General features: G+C 72.7%; 20 protein-coding genes. 7 read left to right on the forward strand and 13 right to left on the reverse strand.

The window, feature by feature from the left end; translation table 11 throughout:
* Positions 1-33 precede the first annotated feature (33 nt).
* The 6 genes from ACFYO9_RS32225 to ACFYO9_RS32250 form a co-directional block, all read right to left on the reverse strand.
* Entirely contained in the window at positions 34-1,353 is a 1,320-nt protein-coding gene (locus ACFYO9_RS32225) for a hypothetical protein (RefSeq protein WP_358775471.1), read from the reverse strand.
* A gap of 225 nt (positions 1,354-1,578) precedes the next feature.
* Entirely contained in the window at positions 1,579-2,313 is a 735-nt protein-coding gene (locus tag ACFYO9_RS32230; RefSeq protein ID WP_358707641.1) for a trypsin-like serine protease, read from the reverse strand.
* Between the two features lie 118 nt (positions 2,314-2,431).
* On the reverse strand, positions 2,432-3,379 hold the full coding sequence (locus ACFYO9_RS32235) for a phosphotriesterase (protein ID WP_388666785.1): 948 nt from the start codon (positions 3,377-3,379) through the stop codon (positions 2,432-2,434).
* Positions 3,373-3,957, reverse strand: a complete 585-nt coding sequence (locus tag ACFYO9_RS32240) for a DUF4865 family protein (RefSeq protein WP_358775475.1) — start codon at positions 3,955-3,957, stop codon at positions 3,373-3,375. Before ACFYO9_RS32240 ends, ACFYO9_RS32235 begins: the two co-directional genes overlap by 7 nt.
* A 23-nt stretch (positions 3,958-3,980) precedes the next feature.
* Positions 3,981-4,376, reverse strand: a complete 396-nt coding sequence (locus ACFYO9_RS32245; RefSeq protein ID WP_358775476.1) for a cupin domain-containing protein — start codon at positions 4,374-4,376, stop codon at positions 3,981-3,983.
* Between the two features lie 24 nt (positions 4,377-4,400).
* A complete protein-coding gene (locus ACFYO9_RS32250; RefSeq protein ID WP_358775477.1) occupies positions 4,401-4,991 on the reverse strand; it encodes a TetR/AcrR family transcriptional regulator in 591 nt (196 codons plus the stop codon).
* 160 nt (positions 4,992-5,151) lie between these two features.
* Between ACFYO9_RS32250 and ACFYO9_RS32255 the strand changes: the two genes are divergently transcribed.
* Genes ACFYO9_RS32255 through ACFYO9_RS32265 form a run of 3 tightly spaced genes read left to right on the forward strand, consistent with a single transcriptional unit; the run spans position 5,152 to position 8,935 of the window.
* Complete coding sequence (locus ACFYO9_RS32255) at positions 5,152-5,454, forward strand: SHOCT domain-containing protein (protein WP_358775479.1); 303 nt, start codon at positions 5,152-5,154, stop codon at positions 5,452-5,454.
* Complete coding sequence (locus ACFYO9_RS32260) at positions 5,451-6,323, forward strand: ABC transporter ATP-binding protein (protein ID WP_358775481.1); 873 nt, start codon at positions 5,451-5,453, stop codon at positions 6,321-6,323. The genes ACFYO9_RS32255 and ACFYO9_RS32260 overlap by 4 nt, the downstream gene beginning before the upstream one ends.
* A gap of 50 nt (positions 6,324-6,373) precedes the next feature.
* Complete coding sequence (locus tag ACFYO9_RS32265; RefSeq protein WP_358775658.1) at positions 6,374-8,935, forward strand: FtsX-like permease family protein; 2,562 nt, start codon at positions 6,374-6,376, stop codon at positions 8,933-8,935.
* A 23-nt stretch (positions 8,936-8,958) separates the two neighbouring features.
* Here ACFYO9_RS32265 and ACFYO9_RS32270 read toward each other — a convergent pair whose 3' ends face one another.
* The gene (locus ACFYO9_RS32270; RefSeq protein WP_358707630.1) at positions 8,959-9,432 is read right to left on the reverse strand and encodes an ATP-binding protein; all 474 of its coding nucleotides are present in this window, start codon (positions 9,430-9,432) and stop codon (positions 8,959-8,961) included.
* 192 nt (positions 9,433-9,624) lie between these two features.
* Positions 9,625-9,957 (reverse strand): hypothetical protein, encoded by a 333-nt coding sequence (locus tag ACFYO9_RS32275; RefSeq protein ID WP_355812968.1) that lies wholly within the window; start codon positions 9,955-9,957, stop codon positions 9,625-9,627.
* A gap of 326 nt (positions 9,958-10,283) precedes the next feature.
* On the opposite strand from ACFYO9_RS32275, the gene ACFYO9_RS32280 reads away from it, so the two are divergent.
* Positions 10,284-11,426, forward strand: coding sequence for a PLP-dependent cysteine synthase family protein (locus tag ACFYO9_RS32280; RefSeq protein ID WP_358775660.1), 1,143 nt, complete (start codon positions 10,284-10,286; stop codon positions 11,424-11,426).
* Here ACFYO9_RS32280 and ACFYO9_RS32285 read toward each other — a convergent pair.
* Both ACFYO9_RS32285 and ACFYO9_RS32290 read right to left on the reverse strand, forming a co-directional pair.
* Positions 11,356-11,865 (reverse strand): SRPBCC family protein, encoded by a 510-nt coding sequence (locus ACFYO9_RS32285; protein ID WP_355812966.1) that lies wholly within the window; start codon positions 11,863-11,865, stop codon positions 11,356-11,358. The two genes, ACFYO9_RS32280 and ACFYO9_RS32285, sit on opposite strands and share 71 nt — an antisense overlap.
* A 64-nt stretch (positions 11,866-11,929) precedes the next feature.
* Entirely contained in the window at positions 11,930-12,853 is a 924-nt protein-coding gene (locus tag ACFYO9_RS32290) for a DeoR/GlpR family DNA-binding transcription regulator (protein ID WP_355812963.1), read from the reverse strand.
* 287 nt (positions 12,854-13,140) lie between these two features.
* Here ACFYO9_RS32290 and ACFYO9_RS32295 point away from each other — a divergent pair, with 287 nt between their 5' ends.
* Positions 13,141-15,405 (forward strand): hypothetical protein, encoded by a 2,265-nt coding sequence (locus ACFYO9_RS32295; protein ID WP_358775662.1) that lies wholly within the window; start codon positions 13,141-13,143, stop codon positions 15,403-15,405.
* Here ACFYO9_RS32295 and ACFYO9_RS32300 read toward each other — a convergent pair.
* The 3 genes from ACFYO9_RS32300 to ACFYO9_RS32310 form a co-directional block, all read right to left on the reverse strand.
* Positions 15,365-17,776, reverse strand: a complete 2,412-nt coding sequence (locus ACFYO9_RS32300; RefSeq protein WP_358775483.1) for a right-handed parallel beta-helix repeat-containing protein — start codon at positions 17,774-17,776, stop codon at positions 15,365-15,367. The genes ACFYO9_RS32295 and ACFYO9_RS32300 overlap by 41 nt on opposite strands.
* Before the next feature lie 224 nt (positions 17,777-18,000).
* Complete coding sequence (locus ACFYO9_RS32305; RefSeq protein WP_358775485.1) at positions 18,001-18,606, reverse strand: hypothetical protein; 606 nt, start codon at positions 18,604-18,606, stop codon at positions 18,001-18,003.
* A 233-nt stretch (positions 18,607-18,839) separates the two neighbouring features.
* Entirely contained in the window at positions 18,840-19,265 is a 426-nt protein-coding gene (locus ACFYO9_RS32310; RefSeq protein WP_355812956.1) for a DUF6643 family protein, read from the reverse strand.
* 303 nt (positions 19,266-19,568) lie between these two features.
* Between ACFYO9_RS32310 and ACFYO9_RS32315 the strand changes: the two genes are divergently transcribed.
* Both ACFYO9_RS32315 and ACFYO9_RS32320 read left to right on the forward strand, forming a co-directional pair.
* Complete coding sequence (locus ACFYO9_RS32315) at positions 19,569-19,976, forward strand: STAS domain-containing protein (protein WP_355812954.1); 408 nt, start codon at positions 19,569-19,571, stop codon at positions 19,974-19,976.
* Positions 19,973-20,518, forward strand: coding sequence for an ATP-binding protein (locus ACFYO9_RS32320; protein ID WP_358775487.1), 546 nt, complete (start codon positions 19,973-19,975; stop codon positions 20,516-20,518). Before ACFYO9_RS32315 ends, ACFYO9_RS32320 begins: the two co-directional genes overlap by 4 nt.
* Positions 20,519-20,554: the final 36 nt, after the last annotated feature.

Raw genomic sequence — 20,554 nt, forward strand, 5'->3', positions numbered from 1 at the left:
CGAGCAGTGCAATACGTCGCGGGTGCTGACAGGTCAGTGAGAACCCAGCGCCGACGTCAGTTCCGGAGGGCAGTCCGCGGCGGGGCAGCCCGCCGTCCGCAAGAACGCGTCGAAGAGATTTACCGCGGACAGGAACATGGCCCGACCCTCACGCATGAGGTCCGCGCTCTTCGCCCGCTCCTCCCGCTCTCCGCCGACATCGAGCAGCTGTGTTCCCTGAAGGAACCGGTTGATGCCGTCGGTCGCCTGTTGCGCCAGCTCGTTCAGCCGGTTCTGGTCCGCCGCCCCGCTCGCCAGGCGTGCGATGCCCTTCCGTACTTCCACGTTCTCGCGCAGCGAGTCGGCGAGCTCGTCGGCCATCCGCATGACCATGGGGATCTCCTGCCGCACCTGCACCGTTCCCAACGGGGCGGGGTGGGTGACGCCGGTGCCGTCCGCGAGGGGGTCGTCGAGGCCGAAGCTCCTGACCGGCAGCATGGCCAGGGCGGCCTTCTTGGCGACGGAGTCCGAAGTCGGCTCCCAGGCCGAGCCGAACTGGGCGCCGTGCCATCCGACGAGCTCGTCGGTGCCCTCCGGGACAGGCCGCCCGGCGGATCCGTCGGACGGCTCGTACACGGCCCGCTCGTGCCCCGCGCCCGTGGCCTTCAGTCTGAGGAACTCGCGTTGCGCCTCGTCCGCGTCGAACGCGGTGCCTGACCGCTCCCTCTCCTTCAGCCAGTTGACGAACTGCTGCTGGTACTCGGGGTCCCGCGGCCGGTTCACAGAGTTGTATCCCGCCGCCTCCAACTGGTCCAGCGCGGCGAAGTGCTGCGAGGTCTGGTCCATGGTGAAGCCGGGCGACTGGTGGGCCTGGTACTCACCGGTGCGTTCCTTCGTGCCGTACCGGGGGCCGTTCTTCTCGTGCGTGGCCCACTTCTCGGGGCCCGACCAGAGGTTGTACTGCGTGAGGTCCATGGGCCGGCCCCCCGAGGCGAGGGCCCTTTCGCTCAGCTCGGCCATGCTCGCGCGCATCTGGTCGTAGATCTGCTGCGTGTGGAGCTGAAGTGCCGTCATCTTGTCGAGCACCAGCTGGTTGGACAGGCCGTCGTCGCCCTCCTGGTCGTGGGCGAACGCCCCTACGGACTTGGCCCGTTGGAGTACGGGGGCCTGTCCGTGGCCGCTCCCGTCACCGTGCTGGTGCGCGTCCTGCGCCCACGCATGGCCGGCCGCGCGGAGCATCTGGACGACGGCCGCGTTCCCCGCGGCACCCGGCCGGGCGAGTGGACCCGCCGGGCCCGTGGTGCGGGGGGACTTCGGGGCCGAGCGGCCGCCCGCCTTCCGCTCGGAGGCCTGGGCTTGCTCGTTCGCGTGCATCGGGTGCCTCTCGCGGGCTGGGGGCTCGCGGCTCCATGCCCGCGCGGCCGAGCGGATCAAGCCTGAGAGAACACCTGAGAGAACAAGCGTCTCAGTGACAGGATTTCAGGGGTGGTCAAGGTGTGTCCAGCGTCGCCCTGGGCCGACAGAAGGCCGCCGAATTGCCCTGTCGGACAAGGGGAATTGCCCGAAAGGGCCGGTGGTCAGGATCGTGGCAGCCGCAACCTAGCGCCGGATCACCGAGCGGATCCAGGACAGCTGCTGGGAGACCTCTCCGGCCTCGGCGCTCTTCTCCCGGTCGGAGCCGTTGAAGACGCCGATGAGGGTTTCGGCGCCGCGCGGGCCGATGGTCATCACCGGGCCCCCGGAGTCGCCGCCGGCCGGGATGCCGGACACCTTCTTCATGCAGAAGTCGGGGCCGCCGGGTGCGGTGTGGCCCGCGCACAGGGGGTCGTTCGCCCGGACGACCTTCAGCTTCGACTGCTTGAGGACGGGGGACTGGCAGGCGTTCTCGTCGGTGGTGCAGGTGGCGCCCCACCCGTACTGCCGTACGAGCTGCCCGCGCTTGACGCCGACCGTCGCCAGGCGCGCGGTGGGGACGTTCATCGGCGCGACCTTGACGAGCATCATGTCGGCGTGCGCGCTGCCCACGCGCTTGCCGCGGAGGGGGCGGACCGTGGTGCCCTTGCGCATGTCGAGATCGCCCACCCGGAAGGAGATCCGCTTGTCGGCGACCGGCTGCGCCTGCTCGTAGAAGCAGTGCGAGGCGGTCAGGATCCACTGGCGGGCGACCGCTGTCCCGGTGCACGCCGGTTTGCCGTCGACGAGCATGCGGACCGCCCACGGGCCGTAGGTGGCTTTCGAGCCGCCGATGACGGCGGAGGCGGGGGTGGAAGACATCACCGTGCCCGCGACCAGCGTCAGCGCGGTCAGCAACAGGACACGAACGCGTCGCACCATGCGGAACAACTCCTTTCAGCGGGTACTGCCGTACGGGTAGTGAGAGACCCCGCCGAGCCAAAGCGTTCCGCACGCGCCCTACGAGTTCACCAGTTCACCAGTTCGCCACTTCGCCAGTTCACCACTCCACCCCGAACGCCCGCCCCGGGTTCACCGTCAGGATCCGTTCCACCAGGTCCTCGCGCACGTCGCGTTCGAGCCGGGGTCGCACCTCGTGCAGCAGATGCGGCATGCCGGGGCCGCCGTGCACCGAGCGCGCCCCGGCCGTCGTCGTGTCGCCCCCGAGCAGGATCCGGTCGCCGAACCCCGCGTCCGCGAGGGAGCGCACCGCGTCCGGCATGCGCCAGTCCGTGGCGTGATGGGCGCGTGAGGGGCCGTCGAACGCCACGTACGCGCCCGCCTCCGCGGCCCCCAGGTGGCACGTCAGGTCGGGGGAGCGGTTCAGATGGCCGAGAATCACCCGGTGCGGCGGCACGTCGAACGTGCCGCAGAGCAGGTCGAGTACGAGGGACCCGGCGGTCCCCAGCTCCAGGTGGACGCAGACCGGGGCGCCGGTCGCGCGGTGTGCCTCGGCCGCCGCGCGCATCGTCCAGCGGGCGTGCGCGTCGAGTCCGTGGAAGCCGCCCGCGACCTTGACGATTCCGGCCCGTACGCCGGACTCCCCGATGCCCTCGGTGAGTTCGCGGACGAAGAGGTCCGCGAGGTCCGTCGCGCGGAGGCCGTCGAGGAACTCCGGTGTGTAGTGGGCCGCCTGGTGCAACCCGGTCGCCGCGACCAGCTGGACCCCGGTCGCCCTGGAGAGGCCGGGCAGCCGCTCAGCGTGGCGTCCCATCCCGTGTGGCGTCCACTGCACGACGCTCTGTCCGCCCGCGGCGCGGAACGCCGCCAGTTCGGCGGCCGCGTGCTCGGCCGAGTCCAGTTCCTGCCCCGGCAGTCGGGGACTGCGCAGGAAGGCGTGGTCGTGGGCGTCGCACACACCGAGGCGCTCCGGCGCGATGTCCCCGAGAACGGTACGGACAGCGGGGCCGGCCGCCGCCGACTCGGGCCCGGCGGCCCCGGTCACCAGTGCCGCCCCCGCGGCAGCTTCTCCCGCTCCGGCGCGCAGACGTGCAGCACCTCGAAGACCTCGCCCTCGGCCGCGGGCGACACGTGGTCCCAGAGCGAGAAGTGCACGGCCTCCCACGTGCGCGGATCGATGGCGGTCAGCACGCTCACCGCGCCCTCCGCGCGGCTCAACCGTGCTGCCTCGTGGGCCAGTTCGTCGGCGAACACGGGCAGTGGCGTCGGCTCGGCGATCCGCTGCCGGCGACGGACCGCCGCCCGCGGCGCGGTCGCGGCCGCGCCGCCCTCCTCGTACGCGAGCACCGTCCAGTTCTGCACCACCGGACGCCCGAAGTCGTCGACGATGCCACGGAAACCCGGGCCCCACAAAAAGGAGTTCATGCCCTCGGTGGTGTTCCAGAGATAGAACGGGGCGTACTGGTTGACCGGCGATCCGTTCACGCCGCGCTCCCGTATCAGGAAGGCCTTCAGGCCCAACCCGGGGAAGTCGTCCAGGAGATGGCCCTTGGACTCGACGCGGTGGCGGATGACGCCCATGTCGTAGTCGGCGGGCAGCGTGATCTCGTACTGCATCGCATGCATCGTGTACTCCCTGGGGCGCAGGCTCAGTTGGGGTAGGAGGTGGTGTCGACGAGCGGGCCCCAGTCGGCGGTGGTCCCGTCGTCGGCGGCCTCGACCACGGCGTGATGCGTCATGAAGGTGCGCGGCCCCGCCCCGTGCCAGTGCGCCTCGCCGGGCTCGATCCAGACGGTGTCGCCGGCCCGGATCGTCTCGGCCGGCCCTCCCTCGCGCTGCACGAGGCCCTCGCCCTCGGTGACGTGCAGGACTTGGCCGTGCGGGTGGCGGTGCCAGGCCGTGTGGGCGCCGGGCGCGAAGTGCACGCTGAACAGGCGCAGTCGGGAGGGCGGGCCGGGGGCGGCGATCTCGTCGAGCCAGACGGTGCCGGTGAAGTGCTCGGCGGGGCCCTTGCGGCTGTCGGGGCGGTTCCGGGTGATGTGCAACGGAGGCGTCCTCACGGGTGGGCGTTACGGGGTGGGAGCGGTGCGGGCCGCCGCGAGCAGGGTGAGCAGGCCGCGTACGCCCGCGTCGAACGCGGCGGGCGAACCGGACGAACGGGCCAGCACATAGCCGCCCTGGACCGTCGCGACGACCGCCGACGCCACGTCCCGCGCGTCGAGCGCAGCGCTGAACTCGCCCTGGGCACGGCCCTCTTCGAGGATCGCGGCGATACGGTCGCGCAGCCAGTCGAGGGTCTCGGTGACGGGCGCGCGGAGCTCGTCGCTGGCGATGATGTCCGGGTCCATCGTGAGCCGGCCCACGGGGCAGCCCTTCAGCACGTCGCGCTCGCGCAGCAGATAGGCCTCGACGCGGGCGTACGCCGAGCCGGGACCGGCGAGGACGGCCTCCGCGGCGGCGCGCATCTCCTCGGCGGTGCGCCGGATCGCGGCGAGCGCGAGGTCGGGCTTGCCGGCGAAGTGGTGGTACATGCTGCCCTGCCCCGCGCCCGCGTGCTGCTGGATGGCCTTGGGGCTCGTACCGACGTAACCGCGCTCCCACAACAGCTCGCGGGTGGACTCGATCAACCGCTCCGAAGTGCTCACGACCTCACTGTACATACTAGTAGGTACAGAAACCAGGGCTGGTGGGAGCAGGCCGGCCCGCCCCGCGTACTCCCGGGGTGGTACGCGCGGTGCCGCTGGCCGTACGACGACGTGAGGGCACCCGCGGAGCGAGTTTGGAGGCATCGAGGAAACGCTCTGAAGGAGATGAGTTCAGATGGAGACCCTGGCGCAATGGGACGGCGGACCCGGTCCGTGGATCCTGTTCTTCCCGCTGATCTGGGCGGCCGTCGTCATCGGCGTCGTCACCCTGCTCCGCCGCACCGTGTGGCGCGGCGGGCGCGGCCCGTTCCGGGGCATGGGCGCACCCACCGGGCGCACCGGCGTCGACGAGAACTCGCCCATCGCCGTGCTCGGCCACCGCTTCGCCTCCGGCGAGATCGACGAGGACGAGTACTGGCGGCGGCTGACCGTCCTCAACGAGGAGTTCGGCCGTACCCGCAAGGACGGTGCGGCATGAGCACCGCCATCGGACGGGCGGCCCGGCCGGTGCGGACCGGCGCCGCCCGCGTCGCCGACGCCGTGAAGGTCTACGGCAGCGGGGACACCGCCGTACGGGCCCTGGACGGGGTGAGCGTCGGCTTCCCTGCCGGACGCTTCACCGCGATCATGGGCCCGTCCGGTTCCGGCAAGTCCACCCTGATGCACTGCGCGGCGGGCCTGGACACGCTCACCTCGGGTGCCGCCTTCATCGGCGACACCGAGCTCGGCACGCTCGACGACCGGCGCCTCACCCTGCTGCGCCGCGACCGCGTCGGCTTCGTCTTCCAGGCCTTCAACCTGGTGCCGACGCTGACCGTCGCCGAGAACATCACCCTGCCCATGGACCTCGCGGGCATCCGCGGCGACCGCGAGTGGACGGATGCCCTCATCGACGTCGTCGGGCTGCGCGACCGGCTGCACCACCGGCCCTCCGAACTCTCCGGCGGCCAGCAGCAACGCGTCGCCGTGGCGCGGGCGTTCGCGGGCCGGCCCGACGTCGTCTTCGCCGACGAACCGACCGGCAACCTCGACTCGCGCTCCGGCGAAGAGGTGCTGCGCCTGCTCGGCCGCGCGGTGCGCGGGATGGGCCGCACCGTCGTCATGGTCACCCATGACCCGGTGGCCGCCGCCCACGCCGACGAGGTCGTCTTCCTCGCCGACGGGCGCCTGGTGGACCGCATGGAGGAGCCGACGGCCGACCGCGTCCTGGACCGCCTGAAGGCCTTCGACGCACGGCCGTCCGCCACGGACGCACGGCCGCCCGCCGCAGACGCACGGCCGCCCGCCGCACCGGACACGCACCCGGCCACGATCTCGGGCCCCGGAAGGAAGGAGCCGTCGTCATGAGCTCCCCGAATTCCCCGAATTCCCCGAATTCCCCGAATTCCCTGCACTCCCTGCGGGCCTCGGCGCGCATCAGCCTGTCCTCGCTGCGGGGCCACAAACGCCGCTTCGCCGGTACGTTCCTCGCGGTCCTGCTCGGCGTCGCCTTTCTCGCGGGCACGCTCGTCATGGGCGACACCCTGCGCGCCAGCTTCGACACGATGTTCGGCAACGCCACCCGCGGCACCGACGCCGTCGTCCGCAGCGCCGACACCATCACCACCCCCGACGACCGTCAGGGCACCCGCAAGCCCGTCGCCACCGACCTCGTCGCGACGATCGAGAAGTCCGACGCGGTGGCGGCGGCCGCCCCCAGCATCCAGGGCGCGGGCCAGCTCCTCGGCAAGGACGGCGAACCCATCGGCGGCAAGGGCCCGCCCACCCTCGCCGGCAACTGGATCGACGACGCGGGCCTGAACGCGTACCAACTCGCCGAAGGGCGTGTGCCGTCGAAGTCCGGCGAGGTCGTCGTCAACCGCGGCGCCGCCGAGGCCGGCGACCTCAAGGTCGGCGACACCACGACACTGCGCACCCCCGACCCGCTCCGCGTGAAGATCGTGGGCCTCGCGACCTTCGGCGGCGAGGACGGCATGGCGCAGACCACCTTCACCGGCATGACACAGGCCGACGCCGAGAAGTACCTCACCCCGAAGCCCGGCGAGGCCTCGACCATCCAGGTGCGGGCCGGGCCCGGCGTGAGCGAGCAGGAACTCGTCGACGCGCTGGCCCCCGTCCTGCCCAAGGGGGTCGAGGCGATCACCGGTGAGGCGTCGGCCGCGGAGAACACCGACAACATCTCCGGCCAGTTCCTCTCCGTCTTCACCACCTTCCTGCTGGTGTTCTCCGGAGTGGCGCTGCTCGTCGCCACCTTCAGCATCCACAACACCTTCGCCATCGTCGTCGCCCAACGCACCCGCGAGAACGCGCTGTTGCGCGCCCTCGGCGCCTCGCGCCGCCAGGTCACCGCGTCGACCCTCGTGGAGGCGGGCGCCGTGGCCGTGATCGCGTCGGCCGCGGGTCTCGCGGGCGGCATCGGCGTCGCGGCCGGACTGCAGGCGCTCTTCCCCGCCATCGGATTCCCCTTTCCCGAGGGCGAGTTGGTGATCAGCGCGCTGTCCATGCTGCTGCCGCTCGGCGTCGGCGTCGTGGTCTGTCTGGGCTCCGCCCTCGCACCGGCCGTCCGGGCCGGGCGCACCGCCCCGCTGGCCGCGCTGCGCGAGACCGCGGTCGACCACTCGGGCGCCTCCCGCCGCCGGGCCGTCGCGGGGGCCGTCCTCGCGCTCGCCGCCGTGGCCCTCGCCCTGACCGGCACCCTGGTCACCCCGTCCGTCTGGGCGGCGGGCGGCGGGGCGGTCCTCGCCCTCGTGGCCTTCGTGGTACTCGGACCGGTCGCGTCCTCGCGTGCGGTACGCGTTCTCGGCGGGCCCCTGGACCGGCTGCGCGGCGTCACCGGTGGCCTGGCCCGGCGCAACGCCCTGCGCAGCCCCAAGCGGACCGCCGCCACCGCGAGCGCGCTGATGATCGGCGTCGCCGTCGTCTCGCTCTTCACGGTCTTCGGCGCCTCACTGAAGGCCACCATGGACCAGACCGTCAACCGCTCCTTCGCCGGCGACGTCGCGGTGAGCACCCCCGGCTTCGGCGCGGGCGGCAGCGGTCTCAGCCCCAAGCTGGCCCCGGCCCTCGCGGAACGCCCCGAGGTCGCGACCGCCGTCGGGCTCGGCGAGGGCACCGCCGAGGTCAACGGCGAGGGCCGCGCCCTGACCGTCACCGACCCCGGCGCGTTCGCCACGTCCTTCGAACTCGGCAAGGTCGACGGATCCCTGGCCGGGCTCGGCACGAACGGCATCGCCCTCACCCGCTCGGCGGCCGACAAGCAGGACCTGAAGGTCGGCTCTCGCGCCGAACTCGCCTTCGCCGACGGCAAGAAGCAGACCTTCACGGTCCGCGCCGTCTACGGCCGCTCCGAGCTGGCGGGCGATTACGTCATCACCCGCGAGGCATGGGCCCCGCACCGCATGCAGGACTCCGACCGCCTCGTCTCCGTCACCTTCAAGGACGGTGTGAGCACGGCCGAGGGCAAGGCGGCGGTCGCCGAGACCGCGCGGAAGTACGGCAATCCGGACGTGCAGACCCGCTCCGAGTACGCCGAGACCTCCGCGAGCGGCATCGACATGATGCTCACCCTCGTCTACGCGCTGCTCGCCCTGGCGGTGCTCATCGCCCTGCTGGGCATCGCGAACACCCTGACACTCGCGATCCACGAACGCACGCGTGAACTGGGCCTGTTGCGCGCGGTGGGGCAGACCCGGGCGCAGCTGCGGGCGATGGTCCGCTGGGAGTCGATGCTCGTCGCCGCCTTCGGGACGGCGGGCGGCCTCGCGCTCGGCGGGTTCCTCGGCTGGGTGCTCGTCAAGGCGTCCGACAGCACGACCGAGAGCGCCTTCGCGTTCGCCGTGCCACCGGTGCAACTCGTGGTGGTCGCCCTGGTGGGCCTGACGGCGGGAGCCTTGGCGGGCCTGCGCCCCGCTCGCCGGGCGGCACGTCTCGACGTACTGCGGGCCATCGCCACCGAGTGACGGCGGGGACGATCACCGCCCGGTCAGCCGGCAACGGCCGACCGGGCGGGAGTCTTGGCGGCCACCCCGTACACGGGGTACGAGGACACGGCTGCCGCGGCGACCGGCGTGGGCAGTGTGAACCACACGGTCTTCCCGGCATCGCCCTGCGGGCTCACGCCCCAGGCCTCGCTCACCGCGGCGACCATCGCGAGTCCCCGGCCACAGGTGGCGAGGGGATCCGGTTCACCGATCTGCGGGAGGCGGGGATCGTGGTCGTGCACGGAGACCGTGAGCCGGTCGAGCAGGAGCTCGATCTCCACGGTGCACACCTTGTCCGGTTCGGCATGCCGATGGACGTTGGTGAGCAGTTCCGTCACCCCGATGGCGGCCTGGTCGATCAATGGATCCAGATGCCAGTAGCGCAACTGCGCAGATACGATTCTGCGGACCTGGCGGATCCGCGACGGCAGGGCTTGGAGCTCTACCGTGCAATGCCTGCTCGGCTGGCTGATCACGGCTGCGACTCCCCGAATTGAGGTCCGGAAGAAGACGAGATTCGGATCCAGCAGGGGCCGCGTGGTCTGCCGCCTGCTGTGTGGCCGGCGGGGCTGGTTCGCAGCGTCATCGCCGGTAAACCCAGAGTGATGTGAGACCAGAGTGACCCAGGGGGTGCGGGCGTGCAACTCGCGCGTCTCGCGCGGCCCCGCTCAGCCTCGCGGGCGACGGTGCTCCGTGGCGCTGCGCACCGCCTCGATGAATCTGCGCACCGTCGGCGGTCCCGGCTCGCCGGGGCGTGGCTCGTACTCGCCGAGGGTGAGCCGGTAGCGGGTGCCGTTGACCTCGGCCAGCGCCCTGTCCTGCGCGGCGAACCACGGCTTGCCCGTGCGCACCGCCTGCAGCGGCGCACTGTCGATCTCCGTGCCGTAGCTGGTGAGCAACTCCAGCCGGCCGTCCGTGATGCGTACTTGTCCGGCACGCGTGAGCGAGCGCAGTCGCCGCTCGATCCGCACACCCCTGGCCGTGAATTCCGGCTCCGCCATGGCACCGCCCCCTTGTGAGCGCCGGTGGTCCCGTTCCACGGGACGGGTGCCCCGTGCGGTGAAGTCTGCACGCACCGCGCGTCGAGCACCAGGGTGCGGGGAGACGTCGGGCCATGGCCCGGGCTCGGGCCGTGCCGGTGTCCCGCATGCTCTGGCCAAGGGTGCGCCAGGCGCGCCTTTGAGCTGCTCAAAGGTGTGTTTATGCAGGTGAGAAGCGTGTGGCGGGTGATTAAGATCGAGGTGTACGGCCGCGTCGAATCGCGTCCGCCACGACGCGAAGGAGCCCCGCCGTGAGCACCCCACAGCAGGATCGAGTCGACCACCCGATGCCGACGCTCGACGTCGACCACAGCGACGACGCCTACCGGAACTGGCTCAAAGAAGCCGTCCGCAAGGTCCAGGCCGACGCCAACCGGTCGGCCGACACCCACCTGCTGCTCTTCCCGCTGCCCGAGCAGTGGGGCATCGACCTGTACCTGAAGGACGAGTCGACCCATCCGACGGGCAGCCTCAAGCACCGCCTGGCCCGCTCCTTGTTCCTGTACGGCCTCTGCAACGGCTGGATCCGGCCGGGGCGCCCTGTCATCGAGGCGTCCAGCGGGTCGACGGCCGTCTCCGAGGCGTACTTCGCGAAGCTGATCGGGGTGCCCTTCATCGCGGTGATGCCCCGCACGACGAGCGCCGAGAAGATCCGCCTGATCGAATTCCACGGCGGACGGTGCCATTTCGTGGACGACTCCCGCACGATGTACGCGGAGTCCGCGGCCCTCGCCGTCGAGACGGGCGGCCACTACATGGACCAGTTCACCTACGCGGAACGGGCCACCGACTGGCGGGGCAACAACAACATCGCCGAATCGATCTACCAGCAGATGCGGTTGGAGCGCTACCCCGAGCCCACCTGGATCGTCGCCACGGCAGGCACCGGCGGCACCTCGGCGACCATCGCCCGCTACGTCCACTACATGCAGCACGACACCCGCATCTGCGTCGCCGACCCGGAGAACTCCTGTTTCTTCGACGGCTGGACGAACAACGACGCGGAGGCGACGAGCGACTGCGGCTCCCGCATCGAAGGCATCGGCAGGCCCCGCATGGAGCCCAGCTTCGTGCCCGGCGCGATCGACCGGATGATGAAGGTGCCGGACGCGGCGTCGGTCGCCGCCGTCCGCGCCCTGGAACAGGCCATCGGCCGCAAGGCGGGCGGCTCGACCGGCACCGGGCTGTGGAGCGCCCTGAGGATCGTCGCCGAGATGGTGGCCGCCGGCCGCACCGGCAGCGTCGTCACGCTGATCTGCGACCCCGGCGACCGCTACCTCGACAAGTACTACTCCGACGCGTGGCTGGCCGAACAGGGCCTGGACATCAGGCCCTACGCGCAGACGATCGAGACGCTGCTCAGCACGGGGGAGTGGCGCTGCCAGGGTCTTGACCGTGCGGTGTCCGACACTGGTGGTCCAGTGCGGTGACCGCGTCGCGGAACGCCCGGCCCAAGCCCGCGCGGCCGAGCTTCAGGGCTCCGCGCAAGGGGGCCGGGCCGTCCAGGGCGAACGTCCACCGCACCCGGGTCCCGGTGCCGGCCGGCGAGAGCCGCCACTCCTCGACGAGGGCGCGCAGACCGGGAGCGTTGGTCTCGTCGACGCGGTAGGTGTACCGCTCCGGCGCGTCGGCCGCGAGGATCGACTCGCGGAAGCGGGTGCCGCCCTTCAGCCGGACCTCGCGGCCCGTGCCGCCGCCGGTGGGCCGGCACAGGGTGACCGCGGTGAACCAGCGGGGCCAGCCGGTCACGTCGTCGGCCAGGGCGCGGTAGACCGCGTCGGGCGGGGCGCCCACCTCGCGCGAGAAGACCAGCCGCAGCGGAGCGGTGTCGACGAAGTCGAGCCCCACGGGCTCCAGTCGGCGTGCCATCGGACCATTCCCCCCAGCGAAAACGGACGGTTGACCGGGTCCGGTCACCATAGCTGGCGTGTCGTCAGATGTCTGTGGGGACCCCGGAGTCGGCGGTTCCGTCAGCGGCGCCGGGCGTGCCGAAGTCGCCGGCCTCGCCGGCCGGTTCGGCGCCCGCGTCCCCGTCCCCGTTTGACTCGTCCTCACCCGCGACCGCGAGCCGGTTCAGATGCTCGGCGATCTCCGCGCGGGCCTCCGCGGGCAGCCCCGCGTCGGTCACCAGCGTGTCCACCTGTGCGAGTGTGGCGAACGAACTCAGGCCCACCGTCCCCCACTTGGTGTGGTCCGCGACCACCACCACGCGCCGCGCCGACTGCACCAGACGCCGGTTCGTCTCCGCCTCCGCCAGGTTCGGCGTCGAGAGGCCGGCCTCCGGCGATATGCCGTGCACACCGAGGAACAGCACGTCGAAGTGGAGCGAGCCGATCGCCTGGTCCGCGACCGGGCCGACCAGCGAGTCCGACGGCGTGCGCACACCGCCGGTCAGCACGACCGTCGCCGCGCTCTGCCGCTGCCCCGAGGTGCGCTGCGCGGAGTGGAACACGTCCGCCACGCGCACCGAGTTCGTGACCACCGTCAGATCCGGCACGTCCACCAGGTGGTGCGCCAATGCGTACGTCGTCGTACCCCCCGACAGGGCGATGGCCGCGCCGGGCGCCACCAGGGACGCCGCGGCCCGCGCGATGTCCTCCTTGGCGGTCAGCTCAAGACCCGACTTGGCCTCGAACCCCGGCTCGTGCGTGCTCGCCTCGACCACCGGGACCGCGCCGCCGTGCACCTTCTCCAGGACACCCTGCCGGGCCAGCGCGTCCAGGTCGCGGCGGACCGTCATGTCGGACACCCCGAGCTTGCGGGTCAGTTCGTTGACCCGGACGCCACCGCGCCGGCGCACCTCGTCGAGGATCAGGGCACGGCGTTGCTCGGCGAGAAGGTTCTGATGGTCACTCACGCCCGCTCCGGCCCCTCTGCCTCACCACGCACTTCGCGCCCCTGCGACGCCGTCTCATCCTCGCACGGGCCGGTGACGGACGTCCCACCACCCGGTTCCGCCCGCGCCCCGGAACGGCACGGAAGGAGGAGATTGCGTGACGAGGGGTGCGCCGAGCGCCACGAGCCGAGATCCTTGTCCCCTCACCATGCGCATCTCGGGGAAGCGGGACAGTGGAGAGAGCCACGCAGGACGAGACGGCCCTGGAACTCCTGGTCCACGGAGTCGGGGGCACCACACCGGAGAAGATGCTCGGCGACCCGCGCACCGTGCGGATCTCCGGCGACGACACGGCGGCCGTGTTCCGCCGCACCGAGGACGCCGACGCAGAGCGGCGCCCCGACGACTACCGCGGCAAACCGGTGCCGGAGGCGTACGTCTGGTGCAATCTGACGTCCGGCAACGGCTCCCGCGCCCTGTGGCTCCTGCTGCTGCCCTTCATGGTCGTCAACATCGCTCACTGGATGCGCCCCACCTCGCGCCACCGCAGACGCCTCGCGCGCACCTACGGCCTCCTGGTGCGGCTCGTCGGCCTCACCCTCACCGTGCTGCTCGTCGCCGCCGCCTGCGAGGTCGCGCTCGACCTCACGGCCTGGCAGTGCGCAGGCACCCCCCGGTGCGCCGACGACCGCGCCTGGCTCGGTTTCCTCGCCGTCGACGCCGACGCACACGGCGGCTGGTGGTCCCAGCCCGGCCGCCGCCTCGCCCTCGCCGCGCTCCTGCCCGCCGCCCTCACCGGCCTGCTCTGGTACCTCTCCCACCGCACCTGGAGCGCGTACGAGTCCCAGCAGCCGCTGCCCCACCAGCCCGACCCGGAGGAGGAGACCAGCCGCACCGCGCTCGGCAGGCCCGGCTTCTGGTACGGGCGGCGCCTGGTGGCCCGGCTGCGCGCCGCCCACACCGCCGCCGGCCTGCTCACCGTCGCCGCGGCGGTCGGCACCCCGGCCGCACGGCACGACCGGCGCGCGGACGGCCCTGCCCTCCTCGAAGTCCTCGGCTGGGCGCTCGACGCCACGCTCGTCGTCGGCGGCGGAGTCGTCGTGTGGGTGGTCTGCCGCAGGGGACGCAGCGAGAACCGGCTCGACCGGCGCCTGGACAAGACCCTGGTGCGGTGGTTTCCGACGGGCGCGCTCATCCTGCTCGTACTCGCCCTGCTGTACGCGGGGTGGTCGCGCCCCGACTGGCGCTCCGCGGGCAGACTCCCGGGGGACGCCACCTTCGGCGGCATCGCCCTGGTCCAGGGCGTCCTGGTGCTCTGCCTCGCGGCCGCCGCCCACGTCCTGTACCGCTCCTCACCCGACCCCCGCACCGCCATCCGCGGCTACGGCGGCCCCGCCGTCGCGATGCTCTCCTGCGCGCTCGGCGGGGTCATGACCGGCGGCGGGGCGCAGCGCGTCGCCGACTGGCTGGACGGCAACCACGGCTCGATCGACGGCCCGCCGGTGCTGCTCACCTGGCAGGCGTCCGTGATCCCGCCGCTCCTGATCGTGGTCGCGGCGCTGTGCGGCTGGTTCGGGGTGCGGACCGTCCAGCGCAAGCACCGGGAGATGACCCGCATTCCGCTGGACTACCCCGGCGAGCCGAAGGACTCCACCCGTACCCGCCGCATCGCGGGCACCCGCGCGCGTGCCGCGCTCACCGACCGCGCGCCGCTGCTCGTCGGCATCATCTCCGCCGTGACACTGCTGCTCGGCGCCGCCGCGCTCACCGGCGCGTGGGCCACCGGGAAGGCCCCGGCGCAGGCCGCGCAGGGCCTGCCCGACGTCCTGGAAGGAGCCGCCGAGACCGCGCAGGCCCTCGGCTCCTGGCTGATCGGGTTCGGCTTCATACTGTTCGTCACCTGGGGGCGCCGCGCCTACAAGGATCCCTCCGCCCGGCGCACCATCGGCATCCTCTGGGACGTCGGCACCTTCTGGCCGCGCGCCGCCCACCCCTTCGCCCCGCCCTGCTACGCCGAGCGCGCGGTGCCCGACCTGACCTGGCGGATGGCGGCCTGGACGCGCGCCACCAGCGCCACCGGCGGCCGCCTCGTCCTCTCCGGGCACTCCCAGGGCAGCGTCCTCGCGGCGGCCGCGGCCTGGCAGCTGCGCCCGTCGGTCCGCAGACGCGTCGCCCTGCTCACCTACGGCTCGCCCCTGGAGCGCCTCTACGGCCGCTGGTTCCCCGCACACTTCGGCCCCGCCGCCCTCTCCTCCCTGCACCGCGAGGTCGACTGCTGGCGCAACCTCCACCGCACCACCGACCCGATCGGCGGCCCCATCGACCTGCCCGGCGACTGCGGCCCCCAGGTCGACCGCCCCGCCCTCAAGGACCCCCTCGCCTACGGACGTACGGAGGAGCACCCGCTGCCCGCGCCCATCCTCGGGCACGGCGACTACCAGGCCGATCCCGCGTTCGCCGAGGAGCGGGCGCGACTCCTTGCCCGCCTCAGGCCGGGCGTGCCGGGTCCCCGGCCCGCGGCGCAGGACGGCGTCACACCAGCTCCGGCAGATCCTCCGGATACAGCAGGGTGAGATCGTCGGTGCTCGGCTCGTCGTGCTGGGCGACCCGGCCCGCGTGCCGCTCCACCATCGCCTCGAACGTCTGCCGCGCGGTACGGCCGTTGCCGAACGCGGGCCCCTTGGGGAGCGCCGTGAAGTACTTCAGGAGCGCCTCGGGCGTGCCGGTGCCGAGGCGGTACTCGTGCTCGTCGGCCTGCTGCTCCACGATCCGCAGCAGCTCCTCGGGGGCGTAGTCGCTGAAGGTGATGGTGCGTGAGAAGCGGGACGCCACACCGGGGTTGACGGACAGGAACCGCTGCATCTCGGCGGTGTAACCCGCGACGATCACCACGACGGCCTCGCGGTGGTCCTCCATCAGCTTCACGAGCGTGTCGATGGCCTCGCGGCCGAAGTCCCGCCCGGAGTCCTCCGGCGAGAGCGCGTACGCCTCGTCGATGAACAGCACCCCGCCGCGCGCCCGGTCGAACGCCTCCTGGGTGCGGATCGCCGTCGAGCCGATGTGCTCGCCGACCAGGTCGACGCGCGAGACCTCGACGAGGTGGCCGCTCTGCAGCACGCCGAGCGAGGCGAGGATCTCGCCGTACAGCCGGGCGACGGTGGTCTTGCCGGTGCCGGGGGAGCCGGTGAAGACGAGGTGGCGGCGGACGGAGGCGGCCTTGAGACCGGCCTGCTGCCTGCGCCGGCCGACCTCGATCATGTCGGTGAGGGCGCGCACCTCGCGCTTGACGCTGTCCAGGCCGACCAGGGCGTCGAGTTCGCCGAGGACCTCCTTGGAGTCGCGGGAGGGCGTCTCGACGGGGGCCGGTGCGGCCTGCGGGGTGTGCTGGGCGGGCAGGGAGCCGAGCAGCCCGACGGTCTGCGTGGCCGTCTGCACGGCCGGTGTCTCCGCGGCCACCGACGCGGGGGTGCGCGGGCCGCCGCTCTCGTCGCTGGCGCAGTCCTCGACGATCGGCCCTTCCTCCGAGAACTCGAAGCCGCCTCGGGCGCACCGTTCGGTGCGGCACTTCTTCAGCGTCGTACGGCATCCGTCTATGACGTGGAAGCCGTAGCCGCCGCTGCCGCTCACCCGGCAGCCGTGGAAGCTGCCGCGGCCGCCCGCGGAGACGTAGAAGCCCGCCTCGGCGGGGGAGGTGACCGTGCACCGCTCCAGGGTGGGGTCGGCTCCCTTGGTGACGATGACGCCCGTCTGGACGGCGTCCACCGTGCAGTTGGCGAGGGTGCCGCCGCTGCCGTGGTCGCGGAACCACGCGCCCGTGGCGGCCTCGCGGATGCGGCAGTCGTCGAGCTGCGCGGTCGCGCCGTCGCTCACCGACACGGCGGTGTTGCGCACCTGGGAGAGGTCGCTGTCGACGACGTCCGCGCGTGAGCCGCGGTCCAGGACGAACAGCGCGTCCGGCACGTCGTGCACCCGGCACGACTCCAGGACGGCGGTCGCCCCGTCGCTGACCCACACCGCCGGGTAGTCGCCCGTGCTGTCGTGGATCTCGCACTGGTTGGCGTCCACGCGGGTGCCCGGGTCCCAGACCGACAGGCCGTTGCGGCCGAAGCGGCTCACCGTGGACCTGGTGAGGGTGAGGACGGAGCGCGAGCGCAGGTCGACCGCGTTCTCCGGGATGTCGTGGATGCGGCAGTCGGCGAGGGTGAGGACGGCGTCCGTGTCGAGCGTGACGCCGTCGGAGGTGGTGCGGTGCACGTCGCAGTCGGTGAGGTGCGCGGCGGCCCGTCCGGTGATCTGCACTCCGGAGCCCTTGACCTCGTACACCTCGCAGCCGATGGCTTCGAGCCCGGTGTGCTCCCCGGTCACCGAGAGACCGGCGCCCGAGGCGTGGTGCACCCGGCACCGCTCCAGGCGGGGGTGGGCGCCGCCGCGCACCGAGACACCGGACTGGCCGGCCGCGACGATCTCGCACTCCTCGAAGACACCGCCGCCCCCGTCGAGCACCGCGATGCCGATGCCGCCGGGGTTGTCGACGGTGCAGCGGCGCACCGTCGGACGCGCCCCGCCGCGCACCTCGATGCCGGCCGCGGACCGGGTGACGACGCGGATGCCGATGAGTTCGGGCGCGCCGTCCTCGACGAGCAGCGCGGGCGCGGAGGAGTCCTGGCCCTCGACGTGCAGGTCCTGGACGATCGCGGAGGAGCGGACCGTGAGCGGCACGCCGTCGGCCGGCGCGATGCGCACCGAGCCGGGGGCGCTCTCCGGTCCGCGCAGGGTCACCGCGCGCTGGACGACGAGGTTCTCGCGGTAGGTGCCCGCGGCGACGGTCAGTATGTCGCCGTCGCTCGCGGCCTCCAAGGCAGCGGCGAGCGATGCGTACTCGCCGGTGCGGCGCCGCCACCGCGACGTGCCGGTGTGCGTCACCTGGACCGTGCCCTGTGCCATGGAGTTGCTCTGCCCCCACCTCGTCGTACGCGGGATCCTGCGTCGTCGTTCCGTGTCACTCGTGCCGTGTCACCGCGCAGGGAGCCGAAGAGTTCGGCCGGTCCACCGTAGCGCGCGGGAGCAGGCGGAGTTGACCCGATGGCCAGGCTCTCACCTGGGCGGCCTTGGGCAGAGGTGTTCGACGGCACCGGGCGGTGTGCGCCCGGCCGCGCCCGCCGGGTGGGTCAGGAACCGGTGCCCGTACGGCCCCAGTCCGGGCCCGCCTTGTCCCAGGCCCGGTCGAGGCGGGCGTAACGCCCCCGCACGATGCGCCAGAGGATCAGCCTGCGGGTGCCCTCGACGAGACCGGCCGTCGCCGCGGCGGCGCCGAATCCGGCGAGGACCGCGTGCGTCGTCGCGGTCGCGGTGTCCAGCGGGCGGCCCACGACCCGGCCGCGCCCGTCGGTCCAGATCCTGAAGTGGTCCCCGCGGTCGGGGGACTTGAGGTCGGACAGCACCACGCCGTAGCGGTCGGTGTGGTCGGGGGCCGTCCAGCGGGCGAGCACGCGGCTGTGCGCGTCACGGACCGACGAGGTCTCGGGGTCGGGGTCGAGCGGCGGGGAGTCGATCTTTCGCAGGACGGTGCCGACGATGCGGTGCCGGTTCTCGTGCTGCTGGTGGACCGAGCCGAGGAGGGCGTCCCGCGTCAGGTCCGTGGTGAGCACCGCGGCGAGCGGGACAGCGGCGACGATCAGCACCAGGGCGACCAGGGACATCCAGGCCTCGACGAGGTCGGTGCCGCGGCGCAGCGGATTGTGCCGCCACCGCCAGAGGCCGACGATCGCTCGCACGCCCCGCACCCCCTTCCCGTCCCCCTCACCCAACGACCGTCCCTCGTCAACGAGTTCCCCGTTCGAGCGCCGATCATTCGGGGAGCCGGCATCCGGACATGCGGCCCCCGAACACCTGGACACAGGGATGCCGCCGCCGGGCCGTGGCTCGACGGCGGGCAACGCCTGAACGGTTGCGGCCGGTCAGCGTCTGCGGCCGATCATTGTCCGCGGCAGGTCGGCGTCCGAGGAGGTCAGTATCCGCGGTAGGGGCGGTTGTACGGATCCTCGTACGACGCCGGGGCGGGGCGGGGCGCCGCCGGGCGCATCGCCTCGTAACCCGTACCGGGAGCCGGGCGCTGGGCCTGGGGTCCCGGGTAGCCGCGCGGGCCCGCGGCCTGTTGCGGGATGTAGGGCGACGGCGCCTGCTGCAGCGGGGCGGGCTGCTGGGCCTGCGCGTAGCCGTACGCGGGGTTGGGAGGGGAAGGGGCGGCCGGCAGGGCGGGCAGCGCGGCCGGGAGGGCGGGCAGGTGACTGCCCGTGTCGTACGCGGAGGGGACCCGGATCGGGGCGATCTGCGGAGTGCCCCGCTCTGCGACGAGAGAGTCGTAGATGGGAGTGTCCGGGAAGGACGGCGCGGAGTAGTAACCGCCGCCATAGGTGGAGCGGGGGGAGGTCATGCTCCATAAGTTAAGCCCTTGATGTGCCGGTTGGGGAGTCCCAATCTTGGGGTCATCCGATTTACACTGGTTTTGCCCGACTGACCTGCCGAAACGGCGCCGTTGAACGCGTCGCTCCGGGGGCGTCCCCGAGGGGGTCCGGCGGGGTTCGCCACGGCTCGCGCGAAGGCGCGCCGCCTTCGCCGATGCTGCACAGATCCGCGGGATCGGGGCAGAGGGATTCGAGGCGGGCCCGCGCATACGTAGAATCGCCGGGCTGTACGAGGGAAGGCGGGCGGTCGCGCCCGGCCGAGGGAGAGGCTCATGACGGAACCGGTGGAGAGCCAGACGGCACGGCGGCAGCCCATGGTCGCGGAGGTCACGCTCGCGCGGCGCGGCCGGGCCGCGGTGGTACGAGCGACCGGAGCACTGGACTCCGAGAACGTGGCCGCGCTCGACGGCGAGCTGGCCAGGGCGGCGGAACTGGCCGGCCAGAGCCGTACGGTCGTCGACCTGTCCGCCCTGGAGTTCGCGGACTCCTCGGTGCTCCATGTGCTCCTCGACGCCCAGCGCCGGCACCGGGCGGGCGACCGGCAGCTGGTGGTGTGCGGGCCGCTGCGCCCGGTCGTGGACCGGTTGTTCGGCGTCACGGGGACCACCGAGTTCTTCGTCCTCGCCGAGGACGTCGACACCGCCGTGAACGCGGCCCCGGTGAAGGGGACCTTGGCGTGAGCACCGATGTACCCGAAGCGAGCACGGACGTATCCGACCTGCGCGGTGACGTGCCCGACGTGAGCATCGACGTACCCGCCCTGCGCGGCGACGTCCCCGACGTGAGCACCGGCGTACCCGCCCTGCGCGGCGAGCGCGGGCACGACCCGGCGATCCCGGCCGCCCCCGCACTCCCGGCCACCGCGGCCGAAGCGCGCCAACAGGTCGCCGGAGTCCTGCGCGCGTGGGCGGACGGCCCGGGAGCCGCCGTCGGCGAGCGTGCCCGGGCCGACATCCTCCTCGTCGTCTCCGAACTGGTCACCAACGCGCTGCGGCACGGCGGCGGCGTCACCCGCTTCGACGCCGACATGGGCGACGAGGGCATACGGGTGACCGTGGGCGACCGCTCGGCGGACCTTCCCCGGCACCCCGATCCCCGGCGGCCCCGCGCGCGCGGCGAGGGCGGGTACGGATGGTTCCTCGTCCGTGAGCTGGCCACCGAGATCACGCTCGTGCTCGGGCGGACCGGCAAGGACATCAGCGTCACCCTGCCGCTGCGCTGAGCCGCACGAATCGTCCGCGTCCCGGCGCGCCGCCAC

Source organism: Streptomyces sp. NPDC005863 (assembly GCF_042871345.1).
In the GTDB taxonomy this organism is placed as follows: Bacteria; Actinomycetota; Actinomycetes; order Streptomycetales; family Streptomycetaceae; genus Streptomyces.